Raw genomic sequence first — 23,334 nt, 5'->3', positions numbered from 1 at the left:
AGGCGTTTCTTAGGAAAGTAATCAGCAGCCTTATCCTCATAAACGGGAGTTTGTGCAGAAGTATCATATAAGGCTAACTGTGCATATGAAGAAGATATATGTACTACTTTGTAACTAAGTATCCTTCTATACTTATACCCGATAATATACCCGATAATCTTACTTTTTAAAGGAGAGAAGATGATGAACATTTTAGAGGAACTAGAATTCAGAGGTCTTGTAAACCAGGTAACGGACAGGGAGGGGCTTGAGTCTCTGCTTAAGAAAGAGCAAGTAACGCTCTACTGTGGGTTTGACCCGACAGGAGACAGTCTGCATATTGGACACTTGCTGACAATTATTACCCTGCGCCGCTTTCAGCTGGCAGGTCATAAACCGCTGGCTCTTGTTGGCGGGGCAACGGGCCTGATCGGAGATCCAAGTGGGAAAAACGCTGAAAGAACCCTAAATGAAGAGGAGATAGTTAAATCCTACAGCGACAGAATTAAAGGGCAGCTGGAAAAGTATTTAAGCTTTGATGGCGGAGATAAAGCAGAGCTTGTGAATAACTATGACTGGATCGGTGAAATGAACGTAGTTCAGTTCCTGCGTGATGTCGGTAAGCATTTTGGGCTTAATTATATGCTTGCAAAAGAATCAGTAGAGTCAAGAATTAAGACAGGTATTTCTTTTACGGAGTTCAGCTATCAAATACTACAATCATATGACTTCTACAGACTCTATGAGGAAAAAGGCTGTAAACTTCAGCTCGGAGGAAGTGATCAGTGGGGCAATATCACTGCAGGGCTTGAGTTGATCAGAAAGATGAAAGGCCAGGAAGAAGAGGAAAGAGCCGAAGCTTTCGGATTTACCATTCCCCTTGTAACCAAAGCTGATGGTACGAAATTCGGCAAGACTGAAGGGGGCGCCATCTGGCTTGATCCTGAAAAAACATCGCCTTACGAGTTTTATCAATTCTTAATTAACACTGATGATCGAGATGTATTGAAGTTCCTAAATTATTTTACGTTTCTTTCTGAGGAAGAATTGTCTGCTTTAGAAAAAGAAGCAGCAGAACGTCCTGAGGAGCGCGCTGCCCAAATTAGGCTAGCCGAAGAAGTCACACGCTTTGTCCACGGAGAGGAAGCATTACAGCAGGCTCAAAACATCAGTCAAGCATTATTTGGCGGAGGGGATTTAAAAACCTTAACAGCTAATGAAATCAAGCAAGGTTTTAAAGATGTTCCTACCTTTGTGGCAGAAGAAGAAGGGTACGGACTAATTGATCTTCTTGTGGAAGCAGGAATTTCTTCCTCGAAAAGACAAGCTAGAGAGGATATTAAAAACGGAGCCGTCTACATTAATGGTGACCGCTGCCAGGATATGCAAAAGACCATCAGTCAGGAAGACAAAATCGATGGAGCGTTTACAATTATTAGAAGAGGGAAGAAGAAATACTTCTTAATACAATATGCTTAAAAAAGAGGAGGCCGTTTCACCAGCTCCTTCATAAAGAAAAAAAGAGCCAGTAATCCTGAAGATACTGGCTTTTTCTATTTTTTTATTGAATTGAAAAGAAAAAACCTGCCGTAATGGCAGGTTTTTGATATTAACGAGAGTAGAACTCAACGATAAGAGCTTCAGTGATTTCAGCTGGAAGCTCAGAGCGCTCAGGGTAGCGGGAAAAGCTGCCTTCAAGCTTCTCTTCGTCAAAAGTAACAAAGTCAGGAACGAAGTTGTTAGCTTCTACTGCTTCTTTAATAGCAGAGTTGTTGCGAGATTTTTCACGAACACCGATAACTTGTCCTGGAGCAACACGGTAAGATGGGATATCTACACGTCCACCATCAACAGTGATATGACCATGGTTAACAAGCTGGCGCGCTGCACGACGAGTGCGGGCAAGTCCTAAACGGTACACAAGGTTGTCCAGACGGGACTCAAGAAGGATCATGAAGTTTTCACCATGAACACCTTTCATTTTGCCTGCAATATCAAATGTGCGACGGAATTGACGCTCATTTAAGCCGTACATAAAACGAAGCTTCTGCTTTTCTTGAAGCTGCTGGCCGTACTCAGAAAGTTTTTTCCGTTGAGTAGGTCCGTGCTCACCTGGTGCATATGGGCGTTTTTCTAATTCTTTTCCTGTGCCGCTTAAAGAAATTCCAAGACGGCGGGATTTTTTCCAAGATGGTCCTGTATAGCGTGCCATACAAAGACTCCCCCTTTATATTTTAAAGTTATGGAAAAAAGAACAACAATGATAATCTCCTGACATGCTCATTTTGTTTTCATGCACCTTCGCCTCGACAGCTAGAGGTTACCTGATACACCTCAACCCGTTTTCAGCCGCTGGGTTAAGAGGAACAAAATGATGAGGGTTAACACATCAAGTTTATCCAGGCTGTCTTTTTTTACACAAGGGAGATTATATAATGAATAAGAAGGAAAGTCAATCACCCTGGAAAACTATCTTTATAGAAGGCTGGAAGGTCGTTGTCTTCATTCTGACTACAGGTGACGGACCAGGACGTCCACAAACTCCTCTAGATAGAGTGTCTCTTCTTCTGTAAAACGGTTTTTTTCCGGGCTGTCGATATCTAAGACTCCAAGTAATTCTCCTTCTTTGAGCAGTGGAACAACAACTTCAGAACGTGAAGCAGCATCACAGGCGATATGCCCTGGAAAAGCATGCACGTCATCTACTCTAATAGTCTTTCGTTCAGCGGCAGCAGTTCCGCACACACCTTTTCCAAGTGGAATTCTTACACAGGCAGGAAGACCATGAAATGGGCCGAGTACAAGTTCTCCTTCTTTATAAAGGTAAAAGCCTGCCCAGTTCACCCGGTCCAGAAATTGATTTAATAAAGCGGAAGCATTTGCTAAATTAGCAGTCATGTCCCTTTCTCCGCTCAGGAGAGCATCAAGTTGTTTGTTTAAGGTGGTGTAGCTGTCTTTAAGAGAATCATTATATTGTACTGGTTTAAACATTTTTTTCACCTGCTTAATAGTTTTTTAATACCTTTCATTGAGAAATCTGACTAAAAGAAGGCAGAACTGTCGAGAAGTTTCAAAAGGAAATAAAAGTAAGAAACAGAATATATACTCTATGAAACTGAGCTGGAAAGGGAGGACCTTCCATGAGTAAAAAAGAAGGAATGACGAAAAGAAAAGTGATGGATGCAGCTACCTTTCTCTTTAACACCAAAGGATTTCACGGCACTTCTGTGAGGGCAATTGCTGAGAAAGCAAACATTAATGTTTCCTTAATTTCTTACTACTTTGGAGGAAAACAAGGTCTCCTTGAAAATTTAATGACCGATTACCTTGAAGGGTATTTGCACACCCTTGAAAAAGAAGCGGAAAGGCTTACTGAGCTAGGGGCCAGGCGAACATTGCTAAATATTATGGAAAGCTCTCTTGAATACATGCAGAAAAACCATCACCGTTCCCGCTTTGTTCTTCGGGAAATGACATTGGATTCCGTGCTGGTCAGAGAACTTATGAGCACCTATTTTATGAAAGAAAAGCACATGTACTCACTAGTGATTCAACATGGCATTAAGCAAGGGATCTTTGCCAGGGCTCCTTTAGACTGGACAGTAATGTATGTCAGGGGAATGGTGACAATGCCCTTTCTCCATCCCCAGTATATTAGAGAAGTATTTCATTTGCAGCCCCAGGAATCTTATTTCCTGAAAGTGTATATGAAAGAATTGTCTCACTGGGTCGATCATCATTTAATCCATGATATCGAAACTTCAGCAGCTTCCTTATAGAGCCCCTGATCAGAGCAGCTGGCTGCTGCCCTGCATCATTTCTTTTGCCTGGTGAGCATCCGATCCATAGATCAAGGGAATGTTTCGCTTCATTGCTTCATCAGCAACCCAGGAAGGGGGGTAAGGCTCCCTGCATAAAGGCTTTGCTGTCCCAGCCCCATTATAATCCAATTCATACCCCTGATCCTGGATCGCATTCAATATAGCAAGGATAGGTTCTTTAGGAGCTGTGTTGCCAGTAAACTTTTTCTGGAATTTGCGTACTAAAGTCATGTGTCCGATTCGGCCAGGCTTGTAAGCGCCAAGATCGCTGTATATCGACTTTAGTACGGTTTCGTAGTATTTATCAGCTACACCTTCTACGCTCTCAAATATAGTAGTTAATTCCTTAAAGGAATCAGGGCTGTAGTCAAGACATATGTATTCGTTTTTCTGTTTTTTTTTCAAAAAGTGCACGGAAAGAATAGCATCATCCAAACGAGGGCCGAATTCATTTAAAAAAGCCTTGACTTCACTCTCAAAACCCTCAATATAATCAACTTCCAGTCCTGTCTTGATAAGGATGTCAGATGTATATTTCATTTTTACTCTTTCGATCTCTTGGAAATAGGAATCCAGCTGACGGAATTCCATTGCACTGTCTTTCTCGGGAACAGGGTCTTCAAAGTTTAGAGGAAGGGGGGCATGCTCGGCAAAAGTGATGGTTTTCAGACCAGCTTTTATCGCTTCTTCTACATATTTCTCCAAGGGATCGAGTGTTCCATGGGGACAAAATGGTGTGTGAACATGGCCGTCACGATCAACAATCATAGCGTTTACCTCCCATTTTATTTCCCTATACAGGCGAAGGGAATTTTTTCGTTTGTTTACATGGAAATGACTTCAAAAATAATCTTATCATGTTATCATTATAATAAGTGTATTCTTCTATGATCTTTTATAAAGAACGTTTCTGTTCTGCACAAGTTTTTTATAGAAGAAGAAGGAATTTGACGTTTTATGTAGAAAAAAATCAACTTAATGAGTTTTGATAGGTAAAACTGCTTTACAGCAGCTCGGAATATAATAAGTGTTAAAAGTCAGTCAATCAAGAGATTGTACCTACCTTATTGGTGTGGGGAAACTGGAGTGAGGTCATATGATATATGTGGTTATCAGCATTGCTGTTATCTTTGCGGTAGTGATTATCAGCGGTTCGGTTTTACGGAAAAATATTTATAAAGAAGTAGACCGAATAGAACGCTGGAAATCAGACGTTACAAATCGTCCCGTTGCTGAAGAAATATCCAGGGTTAAGGGGTTAACGATTTCAGGAGAAACAGAAGAAAAGTTTGAATCCTGGCGAAAGGATTGGGATGATATCATTGATGTCCATCTTCCGGACATAGAGGAAGCTCTCTTTGATATTGAAGAATGGGCAAATAAGTATCGTTTCAAAAAATCAAAAGAGCTGATAAAGGCTGTAGAGGTGCAGCTTGAGGAAATTGAAAACCAGATTGATAATATAATGACAGATGTAAATGAACTAGTACATAGTGAAGAGAAGAACCGCTCAGACATAGGCGAGGTTAAGGAAAAATACCAGGATGTCAAAAAGTACATTTCTCTTCATTGGCGTTCGTTTGGCAAGGCAGGTAATCACTTTGAAAAGAAGTTAAAGGAAGTAGAAGAAGGCTTCTCCCAATTTGAAGAAGAGACATTGGATGGGAATTACCTTCAGGCCAGGACAGTCCTTACCACTGTGAAAGAAGAGCTTTCTTTAATGAAAGAACAATCGGAAGAAATTCCTTCGCTTTTAATCGAGATTGAATCGGATTTTCCAGCCGAGCTGAAGGATATTGAAGCTGGCATGGAGGATATGAGAGAAAAAGGATACCAGCTTGATAACTTTTCTTTTGAAAAGGACATCCAGGCATATCGCGAAGAACTTCCAAAGCTGGTCAAAGATGTAGAGAACTTAGAGCTTCAGAAAGTGAGAGACCGGCTGGAGGAGCTTCATCGCAATCTTGAGGGAATCTACACGTCCCTGGAGGAAGAAGTAGATGCAAGAGAGTATGTTGAATCCACGATCCTAAGCATTAAAAATGACGTGGAAAGACTTCAATACCAGCTGCAGGAGCTGGGCCATGAACGAGGAAAGGTAGAACTAAGCTACCGCATCCCTGAAGATGAGGTTAATCGTCAGCAAAAAGTAAAAAAAGAGTTTGAACAAGCTGATAAATCATGGCGTGTCTTTAAGGATTTATTCGAGAACAAAAAGCAGTCCTTTACATCCTTAAAGAATATGCTTAAAGACTTAAGCAGTGACCTCAGCCAAATTGATAAAATGATACGTGCGTCAAAAGAGACGCTATATACATTAAGAAAAGATGAGCTAAAAGCTCTTGATAATTTGAAGGAGCTTCGTAAACAAATGGTTCAGGAAAAGCTGGCTCTTCAAAAGAGCAGGCTTCCATACGTTCCAGGGTCTCTTGTCGATGAAATGGAAAAGGCAGATGAGATGTTGTCTCTTGCTTCTAAGCGTCTCCAGGATCTTCCGTTAGAAATGAATAAAGTATATGAGGAAGTAGAAAAAGCAAGCTTGCAGCTTCAAAAGACTTCAACTTATTTAAGAGAAACCATTGAGAAAGCAGAGCTCTCAGAGTCACTGATTCAATACGGTAATCGCTTCAGACGACAATCACCTGAAGTAGATGAAGCTTTAATGCATGCTGAACAGAAGTTTCGTCAAGGTGCTTATGAAGAAGCTGTAAACCTGGCATTGCCTGCGATAGAGAACAAAGAGCCGCAAGTGCTGGAAAAAGTTAAGGAACGAGCAAAGGAGAGGGCATAAAGCCTTCTCTTTTTTTTGTATTTCTTTCACGAAAAATAATAAGGGAAGAATACATACAGTGTTATTCGTAGTTTCTTGCGGTATACTAAATGTAACAATGGGGCTGCTTATGAAATATCTCCCTAAAGGATGCATGATGATTTGGCTCCTGATGGTGCAGCGCTTCTATAGGTGAAATGCTTACCTGGATAGAAGAACGGGAGTAACAGAAAAATGCTCTTCAGTTTGGAGAGGTCCGCTTTACCTGAAGTGAATCCAGGTTGATATAAAAATTATTTTCTATTTATGAAGTCAAATCATGTGAAGTATTATACTTATTTGAGCTGAAACAGGGGTAGTGCAATAAATCCCTGCTGAAAGAAACCTTGTAGAACGGTCCCTGTAGAGCGCAGAAGCGCTTTTTTTCTTTAAGACGGGAAAAAGACTTACCATCTCGAATATAAAGATGAATTATGCTATTATATATTGTTGCAAACTAGACCATGCATAACCTAAAAGGGGTTTTTACAATGATATATTTGGATAATAGTGCCACCACACCACCTTATCCAGAAGCAGTAAATACATTCACCCAAGTATCTCAGCAATTTTTTGGAAACCCTTCTTCTCTTCATTCGGTAGGGCTGGACACAGAGATGCTATTAACAAAGGCAAGAAGCTCGATCGCCAGGCTTCTTCATATTGCCCCTTCAGAATTAATCTTCACCTCAGGAGGAACTGAGGGGAACAATCTTGCTATTAAAGGAGCTGCATTGGAGCACCAAGGCAGAGGAAAACATGTAATTACTACAGAAATAGAACATCCCTCTGTGAAAGAAGCTTTTTTTCATTTGGAGAAGATTGGATTTGAAGTAACCTGGCTTCCGGTGAATAATGAGGGGCGGTTGGAGGTCGAAACTCTGGCTGAATCACTAAGAGAGGATACTATTCTTGTGTCTGTCATCCATGTGAATAATGAATTGGGGACAATTCAGCCAATTGAAGAAATCGGCACAGTTTTAAAGGATTGGCCCAAAGCGGTTTTTCATGTGGATCATGTACAGGGAATGACCAAAGTGCCTTTATCGTTTAAAGAGGCCCATATAGATTTATGTACTTTTTCAGCTCATAAGTTCCATGGGTTAAAAGGAACAGGAGCAATCTATATTCGAAGTGGCGTGAAACTGTCACCTCTTTTTCATGGGGGCAGTCAGGAGCTTGCTCATCGTCCGGGAACAGAAAATGTAGCTGGCATTGCTGCTATGGCGAAAGCATTAAGGCTCTCTCTGGAAAAAAAGGAAAAAGAGAGAGACAAAATGGAGCGGCTGAAAGAAAACTTGATAAATGCATTGGATAAAGTAGAAGGAGTATATGTTAATACTCCACGGAAAGGGAGTGCCCCTCATATTGTTAATTTTTCCATACCAGGGGTGAAGCCTGAGGTGCTTATCCAGGCACTGACCAAAAAAGACATACATGTTTCAACAAGGTCAGCTTGTTCTTCGCGATTACATGAACCGAGTGAGGTACTTCTTGCAGCAGGTAAGAGCAGAGCACGGGCAGAGAGTGCCATTAGAGTGAGCTTTTCTCTGGAAACGACAGAAGCGGAAATTGAAGCTTTGCTAGGGGAATTACATTCTCAAATACCAGAATTATTGAAAGTTATGGGAGCGAATAAAAAATGATTTATGATCACATTTTAGTGAGATATGGTGAACTGGCGTTAAAAGGAAAAAACAGAACTGCTTTTGAAAAGCAGCTGCAAAGAAATATTAAGCATGCTCTGACGGCTCATCCGACGAGCAAGATCAAACGTACTTTTGGCCGAATGTTAATAGAAATTCATGATGAAGATCCAAAGGAAATGCTCGAAAAGCTGAAGCATGTGTTCGGAATTTCTTCCTTCTCTTTAGCCATAAAAACTGAAAATGAGGAAGAAAAAATAAAAGAGGGGGCCCTTCAGGCCTTTTTAAACCACAGTCCCAAGGCTGCTACATTTAAAGTCAGTGCACGTCGTACGTATAAGCCTTTTCCGATCCCTTCCCAGCAGTTAAATCCTGTGGTAGGAGCTCATATTCTAAGAAATACAGAAGGGGTAACAGTGGATGTACACAACCCGGATGTTGAAATTACAGTTGAAGTAAGAGAACAAGGCACGTATATAAGCTGTGGAAGAATAGAAGGAGCGGGAGGACTTCCTGTTGGGACAAGCGGAAAGGTTATGCTAATGCTTTCCGGCGGGATAGACAGTCCGGTGGCCGGGTACATGGCCCTTAAACGAGGAGTGGACCTGGAAGCCGTTCATTTTCATAGTCCTCCTTACACAAATGAACGAGCCCGCAAGAAGGTGGAGGACCTTACACAGATCCTGACGAAATTTGGGGGGAAGATTAAGCTTCACATTGTCCCTTTCACAGACACGCAAAAAGCGATCCATCAACATATTCCTTCAAGCTATGCAATGACTGTGATGAGAAGGATGATGCTGAGAATTACTGCTCATATTGCTGAAAATAGAGGAGCAAAAGCGATCGTTAATGGAGAAAGCCTAGGACAGGTTGCCTCCCAGACTCTTGACAGCATGTATTCTATCAATGAAGTGACAAACCTTCCCATTCTACGTCCTCTTGTCACCATGGATAAGCAAGAAGTCATTCAAATTGCCCATCATATTGACACGTACGAGACATCGATACTGCCATACGAGGATTGCTGTACAATCTTTTTGCCTTCTGATTCTAAAACGAAGCCAAGCAGGGAAAAATCAAATCGTTTTGAAAACCGATTTGATTTTCAGCCTTTTATCGAAGAGGCTGTGCAGAAGGTAGAAACGGTTGAATTGGGCCCTGCTTCTGGCAAAAAAGAAAATATGATCGATGATTTATTATAAAACTCTCTAGTAAGAAAAAAGGGGACAAAAACGAGATACCCCTTTTGGTAATCTGAATGGTGTTACATTTCTCGTAATGATGGGATTCGTTCTCATCGTTGTCTGAAAAATCCTTTTCATTCATGAATTACCTATATTTTTACTACATGAACAAGGGGGTCCAGGTAAAGGCTAGTTGATGAGGAGGTGAGAAAGATGGCTAACAATAACTCATCAAATCGCTTGGTTGTACCTGGAGTCCAACAAGCTCTTGACGAAATGAAATATGAGATTGCTCAAGAATTCGGAGTGAACTTAGGAGCTGACACGACTTCCAGAGGCAACGGTTCTGTTGGCGGAGAAATTACAAAGCGTTTAGTTCAAATGTCCGAACAGCAATTTAGCAATGGGCAGCAGCAACAATAAAAATTGAATAATATGGCTATACGAGGAGAAGGCTTGGCCTTCTCCTTTTGTGAGTTTATGTATTTTCTAAGAAGAACAGCAACGCAGTATCCTTTTGAGTTGAAAAGCCTGCTTACTTTTGGGAAGATGAAGACTAGAAAACGAAGATACGGGGTGAGAAGAGCGGTGGGCACACTTTGGTATAACGGCAAGATTTATACAATGAATGATGAGAGTGAATCAGTAGAAGCCGTTGTTACACATAATGGACGAATTAAGGCTGTTGGTACTAAAAAGGAAATGAAAAATAAATGGAACGAAACGATCACCACATACGTAGATCTTAAAGGAGGCGTTGTATTCCCCGGGTTTGTCGACAGTCATTTACATATGATTGGTTATGGTGAGAGTATGCTTCGCCTGGATTTATCACAGTTGAAGTCTGCTGACGATATGAAAAAAGCTCTGCTTGAAAAAGCAAGGGAGTTAAAACGGGGGCAGTGGCTTTTAGGAGAGGGGTGGAATGAAAACAATTTTCCGGACAGAAAAATTTTTCACCGTCAAGAACTGGATGAAATTGCTCCTGACAATCCAGTAGTTCTTACAAGAGTATGCCGTCACGCAATCCTGGCGAATTCTAAGGCCCTTGAACTCGGCCAGGTTACTGCAGAGACAGAAAATCCTTCTGGAGGGGTTATTGTAAGAGATAATGACGGAGAGGCGACAGGTTATTTATTGGATGCAGCTCAGGAACTAGTAAGAGAAGCAGTACCAGAAGTAACCGATGAGTATTTAGAGGAAGCTTTAACGGCAGCATTGGATGATATGGTGAAAAAAGGACTTGTGGGCGGCCATACAGAGGATTTGAATTATTACGGAGGGTTTGCTCAAACATTTGATACCTTTACTAAGGTGATCGATGGCAAGAAAAGAAAATTCAGAGCCCATTTACTCGTGCATCATGAAGTGGTCGAAGATATGAAAAACAAAGGGTTTACATATGGAGAAGTAAATGAATATCTTTCCTTTGGCGGGATGAAAATCTTTGCCGATGGAGCTCTTGGCGGCAGAACTGCCTTGTTACGACAACCCTACAATGATGCCCCTGAAACTTCTGGTGTAGCCATGCATACGAGGGATGAATTAAAAGAGCTTGTTAAAAAAGCCCGATCTTTTGAAATGCCAGTTGCCATCCATACGATTGGGGATTTGGCATTGGAATATGCGATAGAAGCAGTGGAGGAGTATCCGGCTCCCCCACGTACAATGGACCGCTTTATTCACCTGCAGATTGCTCCATCAGACCTTAGGGAACGACTCAAAAGCCTTCCGGTTGCATTAGATATTCAGCCGAGGTTTGTCGCTTCTGATTTTCCTTGGGTCGAAGAGCGCCTTGGTACATGGAGGCTGCCATATTCTTTTGCATGGAAAACTCTTCTTAAGGAGGGATTAAACTGTGCTGGAGGATCGGATGCTCCCATTGAACCAGTGGATCCCCTGTTAGGAATACATGCAGCAGTCACCAGAAAAAGCCCGGGGGAAGACCATGAAGGTTATATGCCGGAGCAGAAACTGACTCCCTTCGAAGCAGTCAGCTTGTTTACAACAGGAAGCGCCAAAGCCATTGGAAAAGAAGAAACCTACGGAAAAATACTACCAGGTTATGCAGCGGATTTCACGGTATTAGATAAAGATATTCTTACTGCTCAACCTGATGAGATTTTGACTGCCAGTGTGCTTCAGACTGTTATAGATGAGACAATAGTATATCAAAAAGAGGAAGAGGAGGATTAAATATGAATGGGAAACGTTGGATAGCTTTGGGGATTGCCGCATTATTGTTACTAGTCTCTGTGTCCTTTCAATTTGTTTCAACAATAGCAACAGGTAACTTTGAAGGGATGTTTGAGGCAGGAGATGAGCCATGGGAAGAGCATATTGTAGAAGATGGCAGTGAGCTGGGAAGAATAGCTGTGATCGACCTTGAAGGCGTTATTCAAGATACAGGTACAGACCAAGGGTTGTTTTCTGGAGGGTATAACCATAGAGAATTTCTTTATATGCTTGAACGTGCCGGAGAAAACAATGATATTGAAGGGATAATAATTAATGTGAATACGCCTGGCGGAGGGGTCGTTGAAAGTGCAGAAATTCATGATCGCATCGTAGAAATCCAGGAAGAACAGGGGAAACCCGTGTATGTGACGATGGGCAACCAGGCTGCTTCTGGCGGCTATTACGTGGCTGCCCCGGCTGATCGAATCATAGCTCATCCTGCAACCATTACTGGTTCCATCGGGGTGATTATGCAAAATATAAATATAACAGAACTAGCTGATGATCTAGGAGTAGACTTTACAACGATCCAAAGCGGACCATACAAAGACATTATGTCAGCGACCAGGGAAATGACTGATGACGAAGAAGAAATTTTGCAAAGCATCATTGATGAATTTTACGATGATTTCGTTACAGTTATTGATAACGGCCGAGATAATCTGACAGAACAAGAGGTGCGAGAGTTAGGAGATGGCCGCATCTATTCCGGCACCCAGGCTCACGATGTAGGCTTAGTTGATGACTTAGGAACACTTGCGAATGCCATTGACATCATGAAAGAGGAATATGGTTTAGAAGGAAGCCAGGTTGTCCGTTTTGAGCCGACTTTTCGTTTTAACCAGTTTTTAGGAGTAACAGCCAGAAATTTAGTTGTCAGTGATATGGAGCTGCTTGGGATAAATAAACTTCTCACCGAACCTAATGCTCCTAGAGCCATGTATTTGTACACGGAATAGGAGGGGGAAGTGACTATGGATACTACGTATAACGGAGAGGAAACAAGAACTCCTGAACGAGAAGAAAGTCTAAGACAGGAGGCAGTCTTAGAGGAAAGCCAAAGATATGCAGGGTTTTGGATGAGATTTTGGGCTTACATTACAGATCTCATTATTGTATTTAGTATCAACGGACTTCTGCTTATACCATTTGCCTTTATTGAAGGAACTAACATGAACCTGTTTGGTTTTTTAACAGCCCAAGGAATTATTTCGAGTTTGTCAGCATATATATATTTTCTTTTGATGACAAAATACTTAGGGCAGACTCTTGGAAAGATGCTTTTTGGTTTGAGGGTTATAAAAAAAGACAATGGCGTTTTAAAATGGTCTGATGTCCTGTTTAGGGAAGTGGTCGGACGGTTTATTCACAGAAGCCTTGTTATTACTAATATTCTTTATATCGTGGTGGGCTTCACAAATGAAAAACAAGGAATTCATGATATGTTCTCCGATACACGGGTCATTCATGAAAGAAAGTAAGAGAGCGGCACAGCCGCTCTCTTTTTTACGTTCAATGAAAAAGTTACGCTGCCTGGTTAAGCAGTGGGGCAGCCATGTTATATGTCAACAAAGCATCTTTTGATGGAAATATAAAGTAAATGAAATAAAAGCTATTCGTTTTACAAAACCAAAGACAAATTGGCAAACAAGTTTAAAGAAAAAATTGGTTGTCAATAATGAAGAAAAAAAGGTGGATATTATGATATGGATGTGGTGGGCGTTAGGCATAATAATAGCACTGCTAATCTTGCTATTAATCACCCCAATTCGTCTTGATGTTACATATTGGCATAATGGGGACGATGACCAGCTCACGATAAAAATAACAGTGTGGAAGGTCATTTCCAAAACCATTGAAGTCCCTGTTATTGCCATAGACAAAGAATCCCCCTCCTTGGTTTTTAAAGAAGAGGTAAAAGGAGCGGGCGGGGACAAAGAATATATACGAAAAGAAACGCCAAATGAATTAGTGGAGCAAGTACGTGAGCTTAACCGATGGCTGCAGCAGATTGTCGGTCTGCATCGAATTGCCCGACGCTTTTTAAAACATGTAAAAGTTAAACGATTTAACTGGAGCAGCAGCCTTGGGGCTGGGGATGCCAGCACGACCGGATGGCTTTCCGGACTGATTTGGTCCATAAAAGGGTCAATGGCGGGTCTGTTGTCTTCATATCTTACGTTAAAATGTATTCCGGAGCTTAAAGTAGACCCCATTTTTCAGGGATGGGCTTCAAAAACTCATTTAGAGTGCATGGTAACTCTTCAATTAGGGCATGCTATTTTTGCGGGAATATTAGTTGTGCGTCACACAAAAGGAGAATTCAGTTCGCTTTTTGTAAAGCACAGGCGTTCGGAATCACATAAAAAGGAGGCATAACAGTGTCTGAACATCCAATTCAAGGTCTTATGAAAACAGCGATGGAAAATTTAAAAGGGATGGTAGACGTTAACACCATTGTTGGTGATCCCGTTGAAAGTCCTGACGGAAGTGTCATTGTCCCTGTTTCAAAAGTAGGTTTTGGTTTTGCTGCCGGAGGAAGCCAGTTTATTATGTCTGAGAAGAATGAAGAAGTAGAAATCCCTTTTGGAGGTGGTAGCGGGGGCGGAGTTTCCATTACTCCTATTGCTTTTCTCGTTGTTAACTCTACAGGGATAAAAATGATTCACCTGGATAATAGTACCCACCTTTATGAGAAGCTAATGGAGTTCGCTCCACAGGTGGTAGAAAAAATTCAGCAAATGGTAAACAGCGGTCAAAATCAAAGCGGCGGAATGACCCCGCCAACACAGTCTCAAAATAATCAAACCCCGCCTTTATAAGAAAAATGGCCTGTCCTTCATACAGGCCGTTTTTTTTATCTACGGCTTTCTTTGTTATATCTTGTGGTTGACTAAAGATGTTCGGTTACATCTTTAATAAAGATTTATCTAAAATGTGAAACGACCCTAAAATGGTAAATGCTTGAAAGAGGGGCGGCTGTCATTCTAAGATGGACAGGAAGATATTTCAGGGAGGAGATCATATGGCAAAAGTAACTTTTAAAGGCAACCCGATGACATTACTAGGAGAAGAAGTAAAAGAAGGGGACACCGCTCCGGACTTTACAGTATTAGCAAACGATCTGAGCAAGGTTTCGCTCATGGACACAAAAGGAAAGGTAAGACTGATTAGTGTTATCCCCTCTATTGATACAGGAGTATGTGCAGAACAGACTCGCCGATTTAACGAAGAAGCAGCCAATCTGGATAATGTAGAGGTACTCACTATCAGCTGTGACCTTCCTTTTGCACAGAGACGCTGGACGGCAGATAAGGATATCGAAAATGTCCAGACACTGTCCGATCATAAGGATCTTTCATTCGGAAAGGCTTATGGGGTTGTTATGGAAGAGTTAAGGTTGTTGGCTCGATCTATTTTTGTAATCGACAGCAACGATAAAGTAACCTATACGGAGTACGTTTCAGAAGGAACAGACCACCCTGATTATGAAGCTGTGTTAAATCATTTAAAAGAGCATACAAACGGGTAGGTACCCATAAGTTGTGCATAGGTGTTTCCTTTTTCAGGAAACACCTTGTTACTTTACTCAGGAGCTTATGGCGTCAATATCGCTTAGTGATGTTCCTCAGCCATGGCTATGGCCTTTGTTTCATGCACGGTTCCAAAAGGGTGCTCTGGAGGTGCATAGATAGTGTAAAGCTTTAGAGGTTGGTTCCCGGTATTGGTTAGATTGTGCCACATTCCAGCAGGTACCATGATAGCGTAGTCTGCAAAAGCTTCTTCTTCAAAATCCAATTGATCTTCGGTTTCTCCCATTTGAACGAGTCCTTGCCCCTCTTCTATGCGTAAAAATTGATCAACATCAGGGTGCACTTCCAATCCAATATCTTCACCAACATCGATGCTCATAAGAGTTACCTGCAAGTGCTCCCCTGTCCATATGGCTGTTCGAAAGTTATTGTTTTCTTCCACAGCTTCTTCAATATCAACGACGAACGGTTCCTTTCCATAGTCACTTATCCGCGTATCTGCCTGGTCTCTTAAAAAGCCAAGTTGAGCCGTTTGTGCTTGATTCTCGTATAAAACCCGGGCAAGAGTATTTTGAATAAATGGGTGAAGAGTAAGTAAACAACTCTTTTGATATGCATCTTCCCCCTTGACTTCTTTTTCATAAGCTTTTTGCAGTCCTTCTTGATAGTTGTTAAAAGAAGCCTTTTCAATTTGGTACGCAGGCTTCTTGCCAGTGATAGCGGTGTAAAGAGAGGTGAGTTCCCTTACGTGTCGTCTTTTGTTTTCTGCAGCTTGAAAAAGGTCATTCCTATTTTTTTGGTTTGGCGCTATCTGAGCTAAACGGCTGTAAAGATCAGTAGTAGAAGCTTCTCCTTTTATCCCAGCAAGCAAGGCTTCCAGTACTTGACGATTTGTTCCTTGGGGCTCTTGCCATTTAGAGCGTAAGGTATGTCTTGCATTTTCAACATAATAAGGGCTCTGATATACCATAGGCACATAATACATATTGGATCATCCTTTCACCGTTTATGAAAGTATCATATGCCTAATTCATAAGAACGTACTTCAATAAAACATGTCTGATGTAAAAACCTGCATGTTTCGTGTTTCCCTCTGCTGTAAGGGTCTCACGTCTCACTTCTAAAAGGTTTCTTTTCAAAGGAGGTTTTGCTATACTGTCGAAATGGATAAGTATCGGAGATTAGAGGAAAGGAAAGATGAAAATGGAACCGACTACGAAAGTTGAAAAGCTCTATGCTTTAATAGATGATATGGCGGTAACAATACAGGAGCACACTGATCGAACGTACTTGGAGTCGCTGGCGGAAGCAGGCGAAAATTTATTCCAGGGGAAAGTGGTACAAGAGATTCCAGAGAACCATAAAGATAAACTGGAAAAACAGCTTCAAGAAGAAACTCCCGAAGAAATCAAAAGAGAAGAAATCAGAAAAGCATTTCAGCTTGCAGTGATTAAAGGAATGAAAGAGGCAGTGCAGCCCCACCATGCCATGACGCCGGATGCTGTTGCGTTATTTATGGGATATCTTGTCCAAAAGTTGGTAAAGAAAAAGGAACATGTGACCCTTCTGGACCCGGCGCTTGGAACCGCCAACTTAACAACAGCAGTATTAAACCAGTTGAGCAAGGAAGCAGTAACGTATGGAGTGGAGGCAGATGAAACGCTGTTAAAACTGGCTTTTGTTATTTCCAACCTCCAGGAATATGAGGTGGAGCTATTTCATCAAGACAGCATCGAGCAGCTTTCGGTCCCTCCTGTAGATGTAATTGTTTCAGATCTTCCAGTAGGGTATTATCCTAAAGAGCATGTAGCTGAAAACTTTGAGCTTAAAGCAAAAAAGGGGCAATCCTATGTTCATCATTTAATGATTGAAAAAGCAGTGCAATCATTAAAAGAAAGCGGTTATATGGTCCTTCTTATTCCAAACTTTATGTTTGAAAGCGAAGAAGCTTCCGCGTTAAATGAATATATAAAGAAACATGCTATCACTTTGGGGCTGCTGCAGCTTCCAAGTTCCATGTTTAAATCAGAACAATTTGGAAAAAGTATCTGGATTTTACAAAAGAAAGGGAAAGAGGCTGTGCAGCCTCGCCAGGCCCTGCTTGCAGAGCTTCCGTCTTTTACGCGCCAGGATGCTTTACTGGATATGGTGCGCCAAATTGATAAGTGGTTCAGCGATGAATTAAACATTGACTAATAACTATGGGTCTTTCTTTATGAAGAAAGGCCTTTTATTTTTGTTCGCGCTTACTTGTCTGAATATCAAGAAAGGTATGAATATGGTTGATATAACAGGGGTTTTCTTGCATTTTATTTCGACAGGTGTTTACAATGATGAAAGGAAATTCTGGATAAAAGATTAGATAGTTGATATCTGGAGAAATTATTTCTATAAACTTTATCTTATTTAAAACATGCAGGGTGAAAAAAGGAGCGTCAATCTATGTCAAAAATCATGGCAATTAATGCAGGAAGTTCTTCCCTTAAATTTCAGCTTTTAAATATGCCTGAAGAAGAAGTACTAACAAAAGGCCTGGTAGAGAGAATAGGGCTGGACAATCCACAGCTGACAATCGAAGTGGAAGGGGAAAAGAAAAAAGAGACATTTTCTATTCCTGATCATGAAGCTGCTGTAAAGAAGCTGCTCGACAGCCTTACTGCTAATGGAATTATTCAATCTCTAGATGAGATTGATGGAATCGGCCACCGTGTCGTTCATGGGGGCGAAAAGTTTTCTGATTCTGTTCTAATTAATGAGGAAGTTCTTGCAGGCATTGAGGAAGTTTCCGAATTGGCTCCTCTTCATAATCCAGCTAATATTGTAGGCATTCGTGCTTTTAAAGAAGTCCTTCCGGAGGTCCCGGCAGTGGCAGTGTTTGATACAGCCTTCCATCAAACCATGGAAAAAGAAAAATACCTATACAGCATTCCTTATGATTATTATGAAAAATACGGAATCCGTAAATACGGATTCCACGGTACCTCACATAAATATGTAAGCGAAAGAGCAGCAGAGCTACTTGACAAGCCTGCTGAAGACTTGAAGCTTATTTCTTGCCATATCGGCAATGGAGCCAGCATTACAGCAATCGATGGAGGGAAGTCTGTGGATACATCCATGGGATTTACACCGTTAGCTGGTGTGACCATGGGGACGCGTTCCGGGAACATTGATCCAGCTTTAATTCCTTATCTTATGGAAAAGACAGGAAAAGAAGCAGGAGAGATCGTTAACATCTTAAACAAGGAAAGTGGGATGCTTGGTTTAAGTGGTTTTTCAAGTGACCTTCGTGATATTGAAGAAAAAGCAGGTAATGGTGATGAACAAGCACAGACAGCCTTAAACATTTTTACTACCCGCATTCATAAGTATATAGGCACCTACGCAGCGAGTATGAATGGCGTGGATGCAGTGATCTTTACAGCCGGCGTTGGAGAAAATAGTGATAAGGTCAGAGAAAAGGTACTAAAAGGATTTGAGTTTCTTGGCCTTTATTTTGATGAATCAAAGAACAATGTACGCGGCCAAGAGGCTTTCTTAACGACAGAGGAATCCCCGGTAAAAGCCCTTATTATTCCTACAAATGAAGAGGTTATGCTGGCGCGTGATACAGTTCGGCTGAGCAGCTGATTAAACAAAAGATCCTTGTGATACCACAAGGGTCTTTTCACGTATAATAAAGGTAGAGGGAAAGTGTATGTATGGTAAAGTTGAAGGGCTATGCTTTTTAAACTATACACATTGTGATATGAATAATATAGTGTGATCAGACAAAGGAGGGTAACCAGTGACCTTAACCAATTTAGAAGAAAAGCGCCTCTATGAAATAGAACGGTGGGAGGATGAATTCTTTTCACACGTGCCTACTGATTTTGAAGTTACATATCAAAGGCTTTACAGAGAAGGCTTTAAAAAGCTGCCAGAAAAGAGAAAACAAAAGTTACTTGATACCGTAGATAAATTTTTATTTTATGCTCAGTCTTTAACCTTGAATTCTCGTTTTCACCAAGAAGCAACAGAGCGAATTATTACTCAAGCAAGGATATTTAATGAAGAAGTTAAGGAAATTCAAGATATGAAGAGCTTAAAGCTTCATCAGCTGCATTTTATCCATTCGCAGCAGGCGGCGAAGCAGCGTCTCATTTCTTTAGGGCAAGGGGGACTGTCGGGGGCCGGAGGAGTACTGCTTATCGGTGCTGACCTTCCTGCTATGCTTATTATTAATTTACGGGCCGTGCAGCTTACCGCGTTAACTTTTGGCTACGACTTACGAAAACCTTATGAAATGATGCTTGCGATCAAAGTATTCCATGTAGCATCTTTGCCAAAAGGCATGCAAAAGAAAGCTTGGGAAGAGGTGTTACAGGAGTGGGAAGAAGAAGATCCAGATTATCCTTTCTTCTATGGTGGAAAAGAAGAAGTCATTAATCCTTCCTGGTTCCAGCAGCCGTTAAGGCAAGTCGGAAAAGCTGCTGTCATTACCTTAGCGAGGAAGAAGCTGATTCAAGGCATACCTGTTGCCGGTATGTTGATCGGTGCAACGGTAAATTATAATTTCTCGTGCCAGGTAACTGAAGTTGCAAAAAACTTCTACGAAAAACGCTATTTATATGAAAAAAGCCGTCTGTAGGCAAGAAGCTGCTTTTCTTTAGAAGGCAGAGGCTGAAGATAGAGGCTAGGACAAAATCCAGCTAATAAGAAAGGCTCTCACCATCGGGGTGAGAGCCTTTCTTATCTAAGAATTCTAATAAGTGCTTGTTCAAAAAAGAAAAGTGAAAAGCCTACAAGCGAGCTAGCGAGCTTTAATTTAACGTTATGTGCTGAGTTGTTCGATACCATATCCAAAGATCATTTATCAGTGAAGCCAATTCCGCGATTTCCAGATTCAGCCTGCAAGAGGTTTCAAAGTCTTCTTCCTTATCAAGCATTGCTTGTTTCTTATTAATGGTGTTCTCAATTTCTTGTATACGCTCAGGAATTTTCCCTCGTATTTCCTCCCACTTTTCCAGGATCACGTCCTGACAGGCTGGAGAATAATTCTCCCACTCAGTTTCTAATTGAGGAAGAGAAATGCCGAGTCTTTGATCATGAATAAATCGGTATTGCAACGGGAACCCTCCTAACTGTACACGTTTTTGCTATTTTATCATAAACAACCAAAAGCTTGGATAGAGCAAGGAACAACTTCAATAAAAAGAAATGAAATTCTCTGTAGACTTTTTTACCTGCCTGATTATATGATAAAGAAGGCTTGTGACATTGCAGCTGGCAAGGGCAGGGAGCAAGTTGAATTAACGGGATTTATATTTTTTAAATTTTTTTCTCGATACCTATTGCAAAAATATAAGTATGTGGTAAAGTATTGAATAAACATAAGTTGAATTGAAAAAACATGCATTAAAAACAAAGAGGAGCTTCCTCTTATTTCTTTGAAAATGAATGTATAAAAATAATTACTAAGGTATTTATATTCACGATATACACGGAGGGATTATTAATGAGTAAAAAGAAAGTAGTACTTGCATATTCCGGAGGATTAGATACATCAGTAGCGATCCGGTGGCTTACTGACCAAGGATGGGACGTAGTAGCGGTAGGACTTGACGTCGGTGAAGGAAAAGATTTGGATTTCGTAAAAGAAAAAGCGTTGAAGGTAGGCGCTATTCAGTCTTATACAATTGATGCAAAGAAAGAATACGCGGAAGACTTTGTTCTTCCTGCACTTCAAGCCCATGCATTATATGAGCAGAAGTATCCGCTTGTATCTGCTTTGTCCAGACCTCTCATTTCTAAAAAGCTTGTAGAAATTGCTGAACAGACAGGAGCCGATGCTGTGGCTCATGGATGTACTGGAAAAGGGAACGACCAGGTAAGGTTTGAAGTATCTATCCAGGCACTAAATCCAGACCTTGAAGTCCTTGCACCTGTAAGAGACTGGGGCTGGTCAAGAGATGAAGAAATCGAATACGCCAAACAAAACAATGTGCCTGTACCTGTGAATTTAGACAACCCATACTCTGTCGACCAGAACCTTTGGGGAAGAAGTAATGAGTGTGGAATTCTTGAAGACCCATGGGCAACGCCTCCAGAAGGAGCTTATGAGCTGACCAAGCCTCTAGAAGAGACTCCTGACGAAGCGGAAGTCATTGAAATTGAATTCCAGCAAGGGAAGCCTGTAGCCATTGATGGTAAAGCTTATCAGCTTGATGACCTTATCCTTTACTTGAATGATATAGCCGGCAAGCACGGCGTTGGCAGAATCGACCATGTAGAAAACAGAATGGTAGGGATTAAATCAAGAGAAGTATATGAGTGCCCGGGTGCTATGACGTTAATTAAAGCACACAAAGAACTAGAGGACCTTACTCTTGCTAAAGAAGTAGCACATTTTAAGCCGATGATTGAACAAAAGCTTACAGAGGTTATTTATAACGGCCTATGGTTCTCTCAGCTTACTCCAGCCCTTCAAGCATTCCTTGCTGAGACGCAAAAAAACGTCACTGGCGTAGTCAGAGTGAAATTGTTTAAAGGGCATGCAGTAGTAGAGGGCAGAAAGTCAGAATTCTCCCTGTACAACGAGAAGCTTGCAACCTATACCCCAGATGACGAGTTTGACCATAGTGCGGCAGTAGGGTTTATTTCCCTATGGGGTCTGCCTACCAAGGTTCAAAGCATGGTAAATAAAAAGGGTGTAAACGTATGACCAAGCTTTGGGGAGGACGTTTCACAAAGAGTGCAGAAGAGTGGGTGGATGCCTTTGGGGCATCCATCCCTTTTGATCAAAAGTTAGTGGAAGAAGACATCCAGGGAAGTCTTGCTCATGTAAAAATGCTGACAAAGTGTGAAATCCTTTCTGAAGAAGAAGGAGAAAAGATTCAACAAGGATTACATACGCTTTTAAAAAAAGCAAAAAATAATGAGCTTGAATATTCTGTGCAAAATGAGGATATACATTTAAACCTGGAAAAGCTGCTGATTGATGAAATAGGTTCCGTAGGAGGCAAGCTTCATACGGGAAGAAGCAGAAACGATCAGGTAGCTACAGATATTCACTTATATTTACGAAACCATACAAAAGAAATTATGGAACTTATAAAGCAGTTTCAAAAAGCCATTCTCGGCCAGGCTGAGGAGCACGTTGAGACGTTAATTCCAGGGTACACACATTTACAGCGTGCACAGCCTGTTTCTTTTGCTCATCATTTAATGGCATATTTCTGGATGCTGGAGCGTGATTATTCACGCCTTGAGGATGGCCTGAAAAGAATAAATGTGTCTCCTCTGGGGGCAGGTGCCCTTGCAGGTACCACTTTCCCCATTGACCGTGAATTTTCTGCGGAGATATTAGAGTTTGACGGCATTTATGAAAACAGCCTGGATGCTGTAAGTGATAGGGATTTTATTATTGAGTTTCTCGGTACGGGTTCAACGATTATGATGCATCTTTCCCGTTTGGCAGAAGAGTTTATTCTCTGGTCAACCCAGGAATTTCAGTTTATAGAGCTGGATGACACGTTTGCGACAGGAAGCAGTATTATGCCTCAAAAGAAAAACCCGGATATGGCTGAATTGATTCGAGGAAAAACCGGTCGGGTATATGGAAGCCTGTTTTCTTTATTAACTACGTTAAAAGGGCTGCCTTTAGCGTATAATAAAGACATGCAAGAGGATAAGGAAGGCGTATTTGATGCCGTTACTACACTTACTGGTTCACTGAAAATCTTTACTGGCATGGTTGAAACGATGACTGTCAATAAAGAGAAAATGATAAACGCCACTCATTCTGATTTTTCCAATGCAACTGAGCTGGCTGATTATCTTGCCGAAAAAGGAATGCCGTTTAGAGAAGCACATGAGGTTGTAGGGAAGCTTGTCCTTCAATGTATTCAACAAAACAAATATCTTCTGGATCTTTCCTTTGATGAATATAAGGATGCAAGTACGTTGTTTGAAGAAGACATTTACAACGTTCTTCAGCCCAAGACTGTTGTGGAGAGAAGAAACAGTGCTGGTGGAACGGGCTTTGAACAAGTCAAAAAAGCGATTGAATCAGGCAAAGAAAAAGTTAATCAAAAAGAACAATAAAAAACGGGTGTCCAAAAAGGACATCCGCTTTTTTAC

At 41.3% G+C, this 23,334-nt stretch carries 22 protein-coding genes; 17 read left to right on the top strand and 5 right to left on the bottom strand.

Features of this window, described 5'->3' with window-relative positions; genetic code table 11:
* The first annotated feature begins 183 nt into the window (after positions 1–183).
* Positions 184–1,458, top strand: coding sequence for a tyrosine--tRNA ligase (tyrS, locus tag ACFPU1_RS08300; RefSeq protein ID WP_385940059.1), 1,275 nt, complete (start codon positions 184–186; stop codon positions 1,456–1,458).
* Positions 1,459–1,588: 130 nt separating this feature from the next.
* Here the strand turns inward: tyrS and rpsD are convergent, their stop codons facing one another.
* Together rpsD and ACFPU1_RS08290 are read right to left on the bottom strand one after the other, a co-directional pair.
* The gene (rpsD, locus tag ACFPU1_RS08295; protein WP_054635136.1) at positions 1,589–2,191 is read right to left on the bottom strand and encodes a 30S ribosomal protein S4; all 603 of its coding nucleotides are present in this window, start codon (positions 2,189–2,191) and stop codon (positions 1,589–1,591) included.
* Between the two features lie 299 nt (positions 2,192–2,490).
* Entirely contained in the window at positions 2,491–2,970 is a 480-nt protein-coding gene (locus ACFPU1_RS08290; protein WP_385940056.1) for a GAF domain-containing protein, read from the bottom strand.
* Positions 2,971–3,119: 149 nt separating this feature from the next.
* On the opposite strand from ACFPU1_RS08290, the gene refZ reads away from it, so the two are divergent.
* Positions 3,120–3,758 (top strand): forespore capture DNA-binding protein RefZ, encoded by a 639-nt coding sequence (gene refZ / locus ACFPU1_RS08285; protein ID WP_054635134.1) that lies wholly within the window; start codon positions 3,120–3,122, stop codon positions 3,756–3,758.
* Positions 3,759–3,767: 9 nt separating this feature from the next.
* On the opposite strand, the gene hisJ is transcribed toward refZ, so the two are convergent.
* The gene (hisJ, locus tag ACFPU1_RS08280; RefSeq protein WP_385940054.1) at positions 3,768–4,568 is read right to left on the bottom strand and encodes a histidinol-phosphatase HisJ; all 801 of its coding nucleotides are present in this window, start codon (positions 4,566–4,568) and stop codon (positions 3,768–3,770) included.
* A 328-nt stretch (positions 4,569–4,896) separates the two neighbouring features.
* On the opposite strand from hisJ, the gene ezrA reads away from it, so the two are divergent.
* The 10 genes from ezrA to tpx all read left to right on the top strand — a co-directional run bounded on the left by ezrA (position 4,897) and on the right by tpx (position 15,212).
* Complete coding sequence (gene ezrA, locus ACFPU1_RS08275; RefSeq protein WP_385940052.1) at positions 4,897–6,591, top strand: septation ring formation regulator EzrA; 1,695 nt, start codon at positions 4,897–4,899, stop codon at positions 6,589–6,591.
* Positions 6,592–7,100: 509 nt separating this feature from the next.
* Entirely contained in the window at positions 7,101–8,255 is a 1,155-nt protein-coding gene (locus tag ACFPU1_RS08270) for a cysteine desulfurase family protein (RefSeq protein ID WP_385940050.1), read from the top strand.
* The gene (gene thiI / locus ACFPU1_RS08265) at positions 8,252–9,460 is read left to right on the top strand and encodes a tRNA uracil 4-sulfurtransferase ThiI (protein WP_385940048.1); all 1,209 of its coding nucleotides are present in this window, start codon (positions 8,252–8,254) and stop codon (positions 9,458–9,460) included. Before ACFPU1_RS08270 ends, thiI begins: the two co-directional genes overlap by 4 nt.
* A gap of 195 nt (positions 9,461–9,655) precedes the next feature.
* Positions 9,656–9,865 carry an alpha/beta-type small acid-soluble spore protein gene (locus tag ACFPU1_RS08260; protein WP_054635130.1) on the top strand — a complete coding sequence of 70 codons (210 nt, stop codon included), beginning with the start codon at positions 9,656–9,658 and terminating at the stop codon, positions 9,863–9,865.
* Between the two features lie 165 nt (positions 9,866–10,030).
* Positions 10,031–11,638 (top strand): amidohydrolase, encoded by a 1,608-nt coding sequence (locus ACFPU1_RS08255; RefSeq protein WP_385940045.1) that lies wholly within the window; start codon positions 10,031–10,033, stop codon positions 11,636–11,638.
* Positions 11,639–11,640: 2 nt separating this feature from the next.
* Positions 11,641–12,639 (top strand): signal peptide peptidase SppA, encoded by a 999-nt coding sequence (gene sppA, locus ACFPU1_RS08250; protein WP_385940043.1) that lies wholly within the window; start codon positions 11,641–11,643, stop codon positions 12,637–12,639.
* Positions 12,640–12,654: 15 nt separating this feature from the next.
* Complete coding sequence (locus tag ACFPU1_RS08245) at positions 12,655–13,161, top strand: RDD family protein (protein WP_385940041.1); 507 nt, start codon at positions 12,655–12,657, stop codon at positions 13,159–13,161.
* A gap of 220 nt (positions 13,162–13,381) precedes the next feature.
* Positions 13,382–14,059 carry a DUF2953 domain-containing protein gene (locus tag ACFPU1_RS08240; RefSeq protein ID WP_054635129.1) on the top strand — a complete coding sequence of 226 codons (678 nt, stop codon included), beginning with the start codon at positions 13,382–13,384 and terminating at the stop codon, positions 14,057–14,059.
* A gap of 2 nt (positions 14,060–14,061) precedes the next feature.
* Positions 14,062–14,502, top strand: a complete 441-nt coding sequence (ytfJ, locus tag ACFPU1_RS08235) for a GerW family sporulation protein (protein ID WP_054635128.1) — start codon at positions 14,062–14,064, stop codon at positions 14,500–14,502.
* 203 nt (positions 14,503–14,705) lie between these two features.
* Positions 14,706–15,212, top strand: a complete 507-nt coding sequence (gene tpx, locus ACFPU1_RS08230) for a thiol peroxidase (RefSeq protein ID WP_385940038.1) — start codon at positions 14,706–14,708, stop codon at positions 15,210–15,212.
* Between the two features lie 83 nt (positions 15,213–15,295).
* On the opposite strand, the gene ACFPU1_RS08225 is transcribed toward tpx, so the two are convergent.
* Positions 15,296–16,198 carry a cupin domain-containing protein gene (locus ACFPU1_RS08225; RefSeq protein ID WP_385940036.1) on the bottom strand — a complete coding sequence of 301 codons (903 nt, stop codon included), beginning with the start codon at positions 16,196–16,198 and terminating at the stop codon, positions 15,296–15,298.
* A 218-nt stretch (positions 16,199–16,416) separates the two neighbouring features.
* Between ACFPU1_RS08225 and ACFPU1_RS08220 the strand changes: the two genes are divergently transcribed.
* The 3 genes from ACFPU1_RS08220 to ACFPU1_RS08210 all read left to right on the top strand — a co-directional run bounded on the left by ACFPU1_RS08220 (position 16,417) and on the right by ACFPU1_RS08210 (position 19,843).
* Positions 16,417–17,409, top strand: a complete 993-nt coding sequence (locus ACFPU1_RS08220; protein WP_054635159.1) for a class I SAM-dependent methyltransferase — start codon at positions 16,417–16,419, stop codon at positions 17,407–17,409.
* 246 nt (positions 17,410–17,655) lie between these two features.
* The gene (locus tag ACFPU1_RS08215) at positions 17,656–18,843 is read left to right on the top strand and encodes an acetate kinase (protein ID WP_385940034.1); all 1,188 of its coding nucleotides are present in this window, start codon (positions 17,656–17,658) and stop codon (positions 18,841–18,843) included.
* Positions 18,844–19,000: 157 nt separating this feature from the next.
* On the top strand, positions 19,001–19,843 hold the full coding sequence (locus ACFPU1_RS08210; protein WP_385940032.1) for an EcsC family protein: 843 nt from the start codon (positions 19,001–19,003) through the stop codon (positions 19,841–19,843).
* A 172-nt stretch (positions 19,844–20,015) separates the two neighbouring features.
* On the opposite strand, the gene ACFPU1_RS08205 is transcribed toward ACFPU1_RS08210, so the two are convergent.
* The gene (locus ACFPU1_RS08205; RefSeq protein ID WP_385940030.1) at positions 20,016–20,321 is read right to left on the bottom strand and encodes a hypothetical protein; all 306 of its coding nucleotides are present in this window, start codon (positions 20,319–20,321) and stop codon (positions 20,016–20,018) included.
* Between the two features lie 389 nt (positions 20,322–20,710).
* Between ACFPU1_RS08205 and ACFPU1_RS08200 the strand changes: the two genes are divergently transcribed.
* The gene (locus ACFPU1_RS08200; protein WP_385940028.1) at positions 20,711–21,916 is read left to right on the top strand and encodes an argininosuccinate synthase; all 1,206 of its coding nucleotides are present in this window, start codon (positions 20,711–20,713) and stop codon (positions 21,914–21,916) included.
* Positions 21,913–23,298 (top strand): argininosuccinate lyase, encoded by a 1,386-nt coding sequence (gene argH / locus ACFPU1_RS08195; protein ID WP_385940026.1) that lies wholly within the window; start codon positions 21,913–21,915, stop codon positions 23,296–23,298. The genes ACFPU1_RS08200 and argH overlap by 4 nt, the downstream gene beginning before the upstream one ends.
* Positions 23,299–23,334 lie beyond the last annotated feature (36 nt).

This window comes from Thalassorhabdus alkalitolerans (genome assembly GCF_042656525.1).
GTDB lineage: Bacteria > Bacillota > Bacilli > Bacillales > Marinococcaceae > Thalassorhabdus > Thalassorhabdus alkalitolerans.
The sequence above is the reverse complement of the archived record's forward strand: the minus strand, read 5'-3'. Positions and strand labels throughout refer to the sequence as shown.

Bases quoted from the DNA above. Each gene is read 5' to 3' on its own strand.
- ACFPU1_RS08200 (WP_385940028.1), top strand. From the start codon at position 20,711: ATGAGTAAAAAGAAAGTAGTACTTGCATATTCCGGAGGATTAGATACA.
- ACFPU1_RS08270 (WP_385940050.1), top strand. From the start codon at position 7,101: ATGATATATTTGGATAATAGTGCCACCACACCACCTTATCCAGAAGCA.
- ACFPU1_RS08220 (WP_054635159.1), top strand. From the start codon at position 16,417: ATGGAACCGACTACGAAAGTTGAAAAGCTCTATGCTTTAATAGATGAT.
- tyrS (WP_385940059.1), top strand. From the start codon at position 184: ATGAACATTTTAGAGGAACTAGAATTCAGAGGTCTTGTAAACCAGGTA.
- hisJ (WP_385940054.1), bottom strand. From the start codon at position 4,568: ATGATTGTTGATCGTGACGGCCATGTTCACACACCATTTTGTCCCCAT.
- ACFPU1_RS08290 (WP_385940056.1), bottom strand. From the start codon at position 2,970: ATGTTTAAACCAGTACAATATAATGATTCTCTTAAAGACAGCTACACC.
- refZ (WP_054635134.1), top strand. From the start codon at position 3,120: ATGAGTAAAAAAGAAGGAATGACGAAAAGAAAAGTGATGGATGCAGCT.
- ezrA (WP_385940052.1), top strand. From the start codon at position 4,897: ATGATATATGTGGTTATCAGCATTGCTGTTATCTTTGCGGTAGTGATT.
- rpsD (WP_054635136.1), bottom strand. From the start codon at position 2,191: ATGGCACGCTATACAGGACCATCTTGGAAAAAATCCCGCCGTCTTGGA.
- ACFPU1_RS08260 (WP_054635130.1), top strand. From the start codon at position 9,656: ATGGCTAACAATAACTCATCAAATCGCTTGGTTGTACCTGGAGTCCAA.
- ACFPU1_RS08215 (WP_385940034.1), top strand. From the start codon at position 17,656: ATGTCAAAAATCATGGCAATTAATGCAGGAAGTTCTTCCCTTAAATTT.
- thiI (WP_385940048.1), top strand. From the start codon at position 8,252: ATGATTTATGATCACATTTTAGTGAGATATGGTGAACTGGCGTTAAAA.
- ACFPU1_RS08225 (WP_385940036.1), bottom strand. From the start codon at position 16,198: ATGTATTATGTGCCTATGGTATATCAGAGCCCTTATTATGTTGAAAAT.
- tpx (WP_385940038.1), top strand. From the start codon at position 14,706: ATGGCAAAAGTAACTTTTAAAGGCAACCCGATGACATTACTAGGAGAA.
- ACFPU1_RS08240 (WP_054635129.1), top strand. From the start codon at position 13,382: ATGATATGGATGTGGTGGGCGTTAGGCATAATAATAGCACTGCTAATC.
- argH (WP_385940026.1), top strand. From the start codon at position 21,913: ATGACCAAGCTTTGGGGAGGACGTTTCACAAAGAGTGCAGAAGAGTGG.
- ACFPU1_RS08245 (WP_385940041.1), top strand. From the start codon at position 12,655: ATGGATACTACGTATAACGGAGAGGAAACAAGAACTCCTGAACGAGAA.
- sppA (WP_385940043.1), top strand. From the start codon at position 11,641: ATGAATGGGAAACGTTGGATAGCTTTGGGGATTGCCGCATTATTGTTA.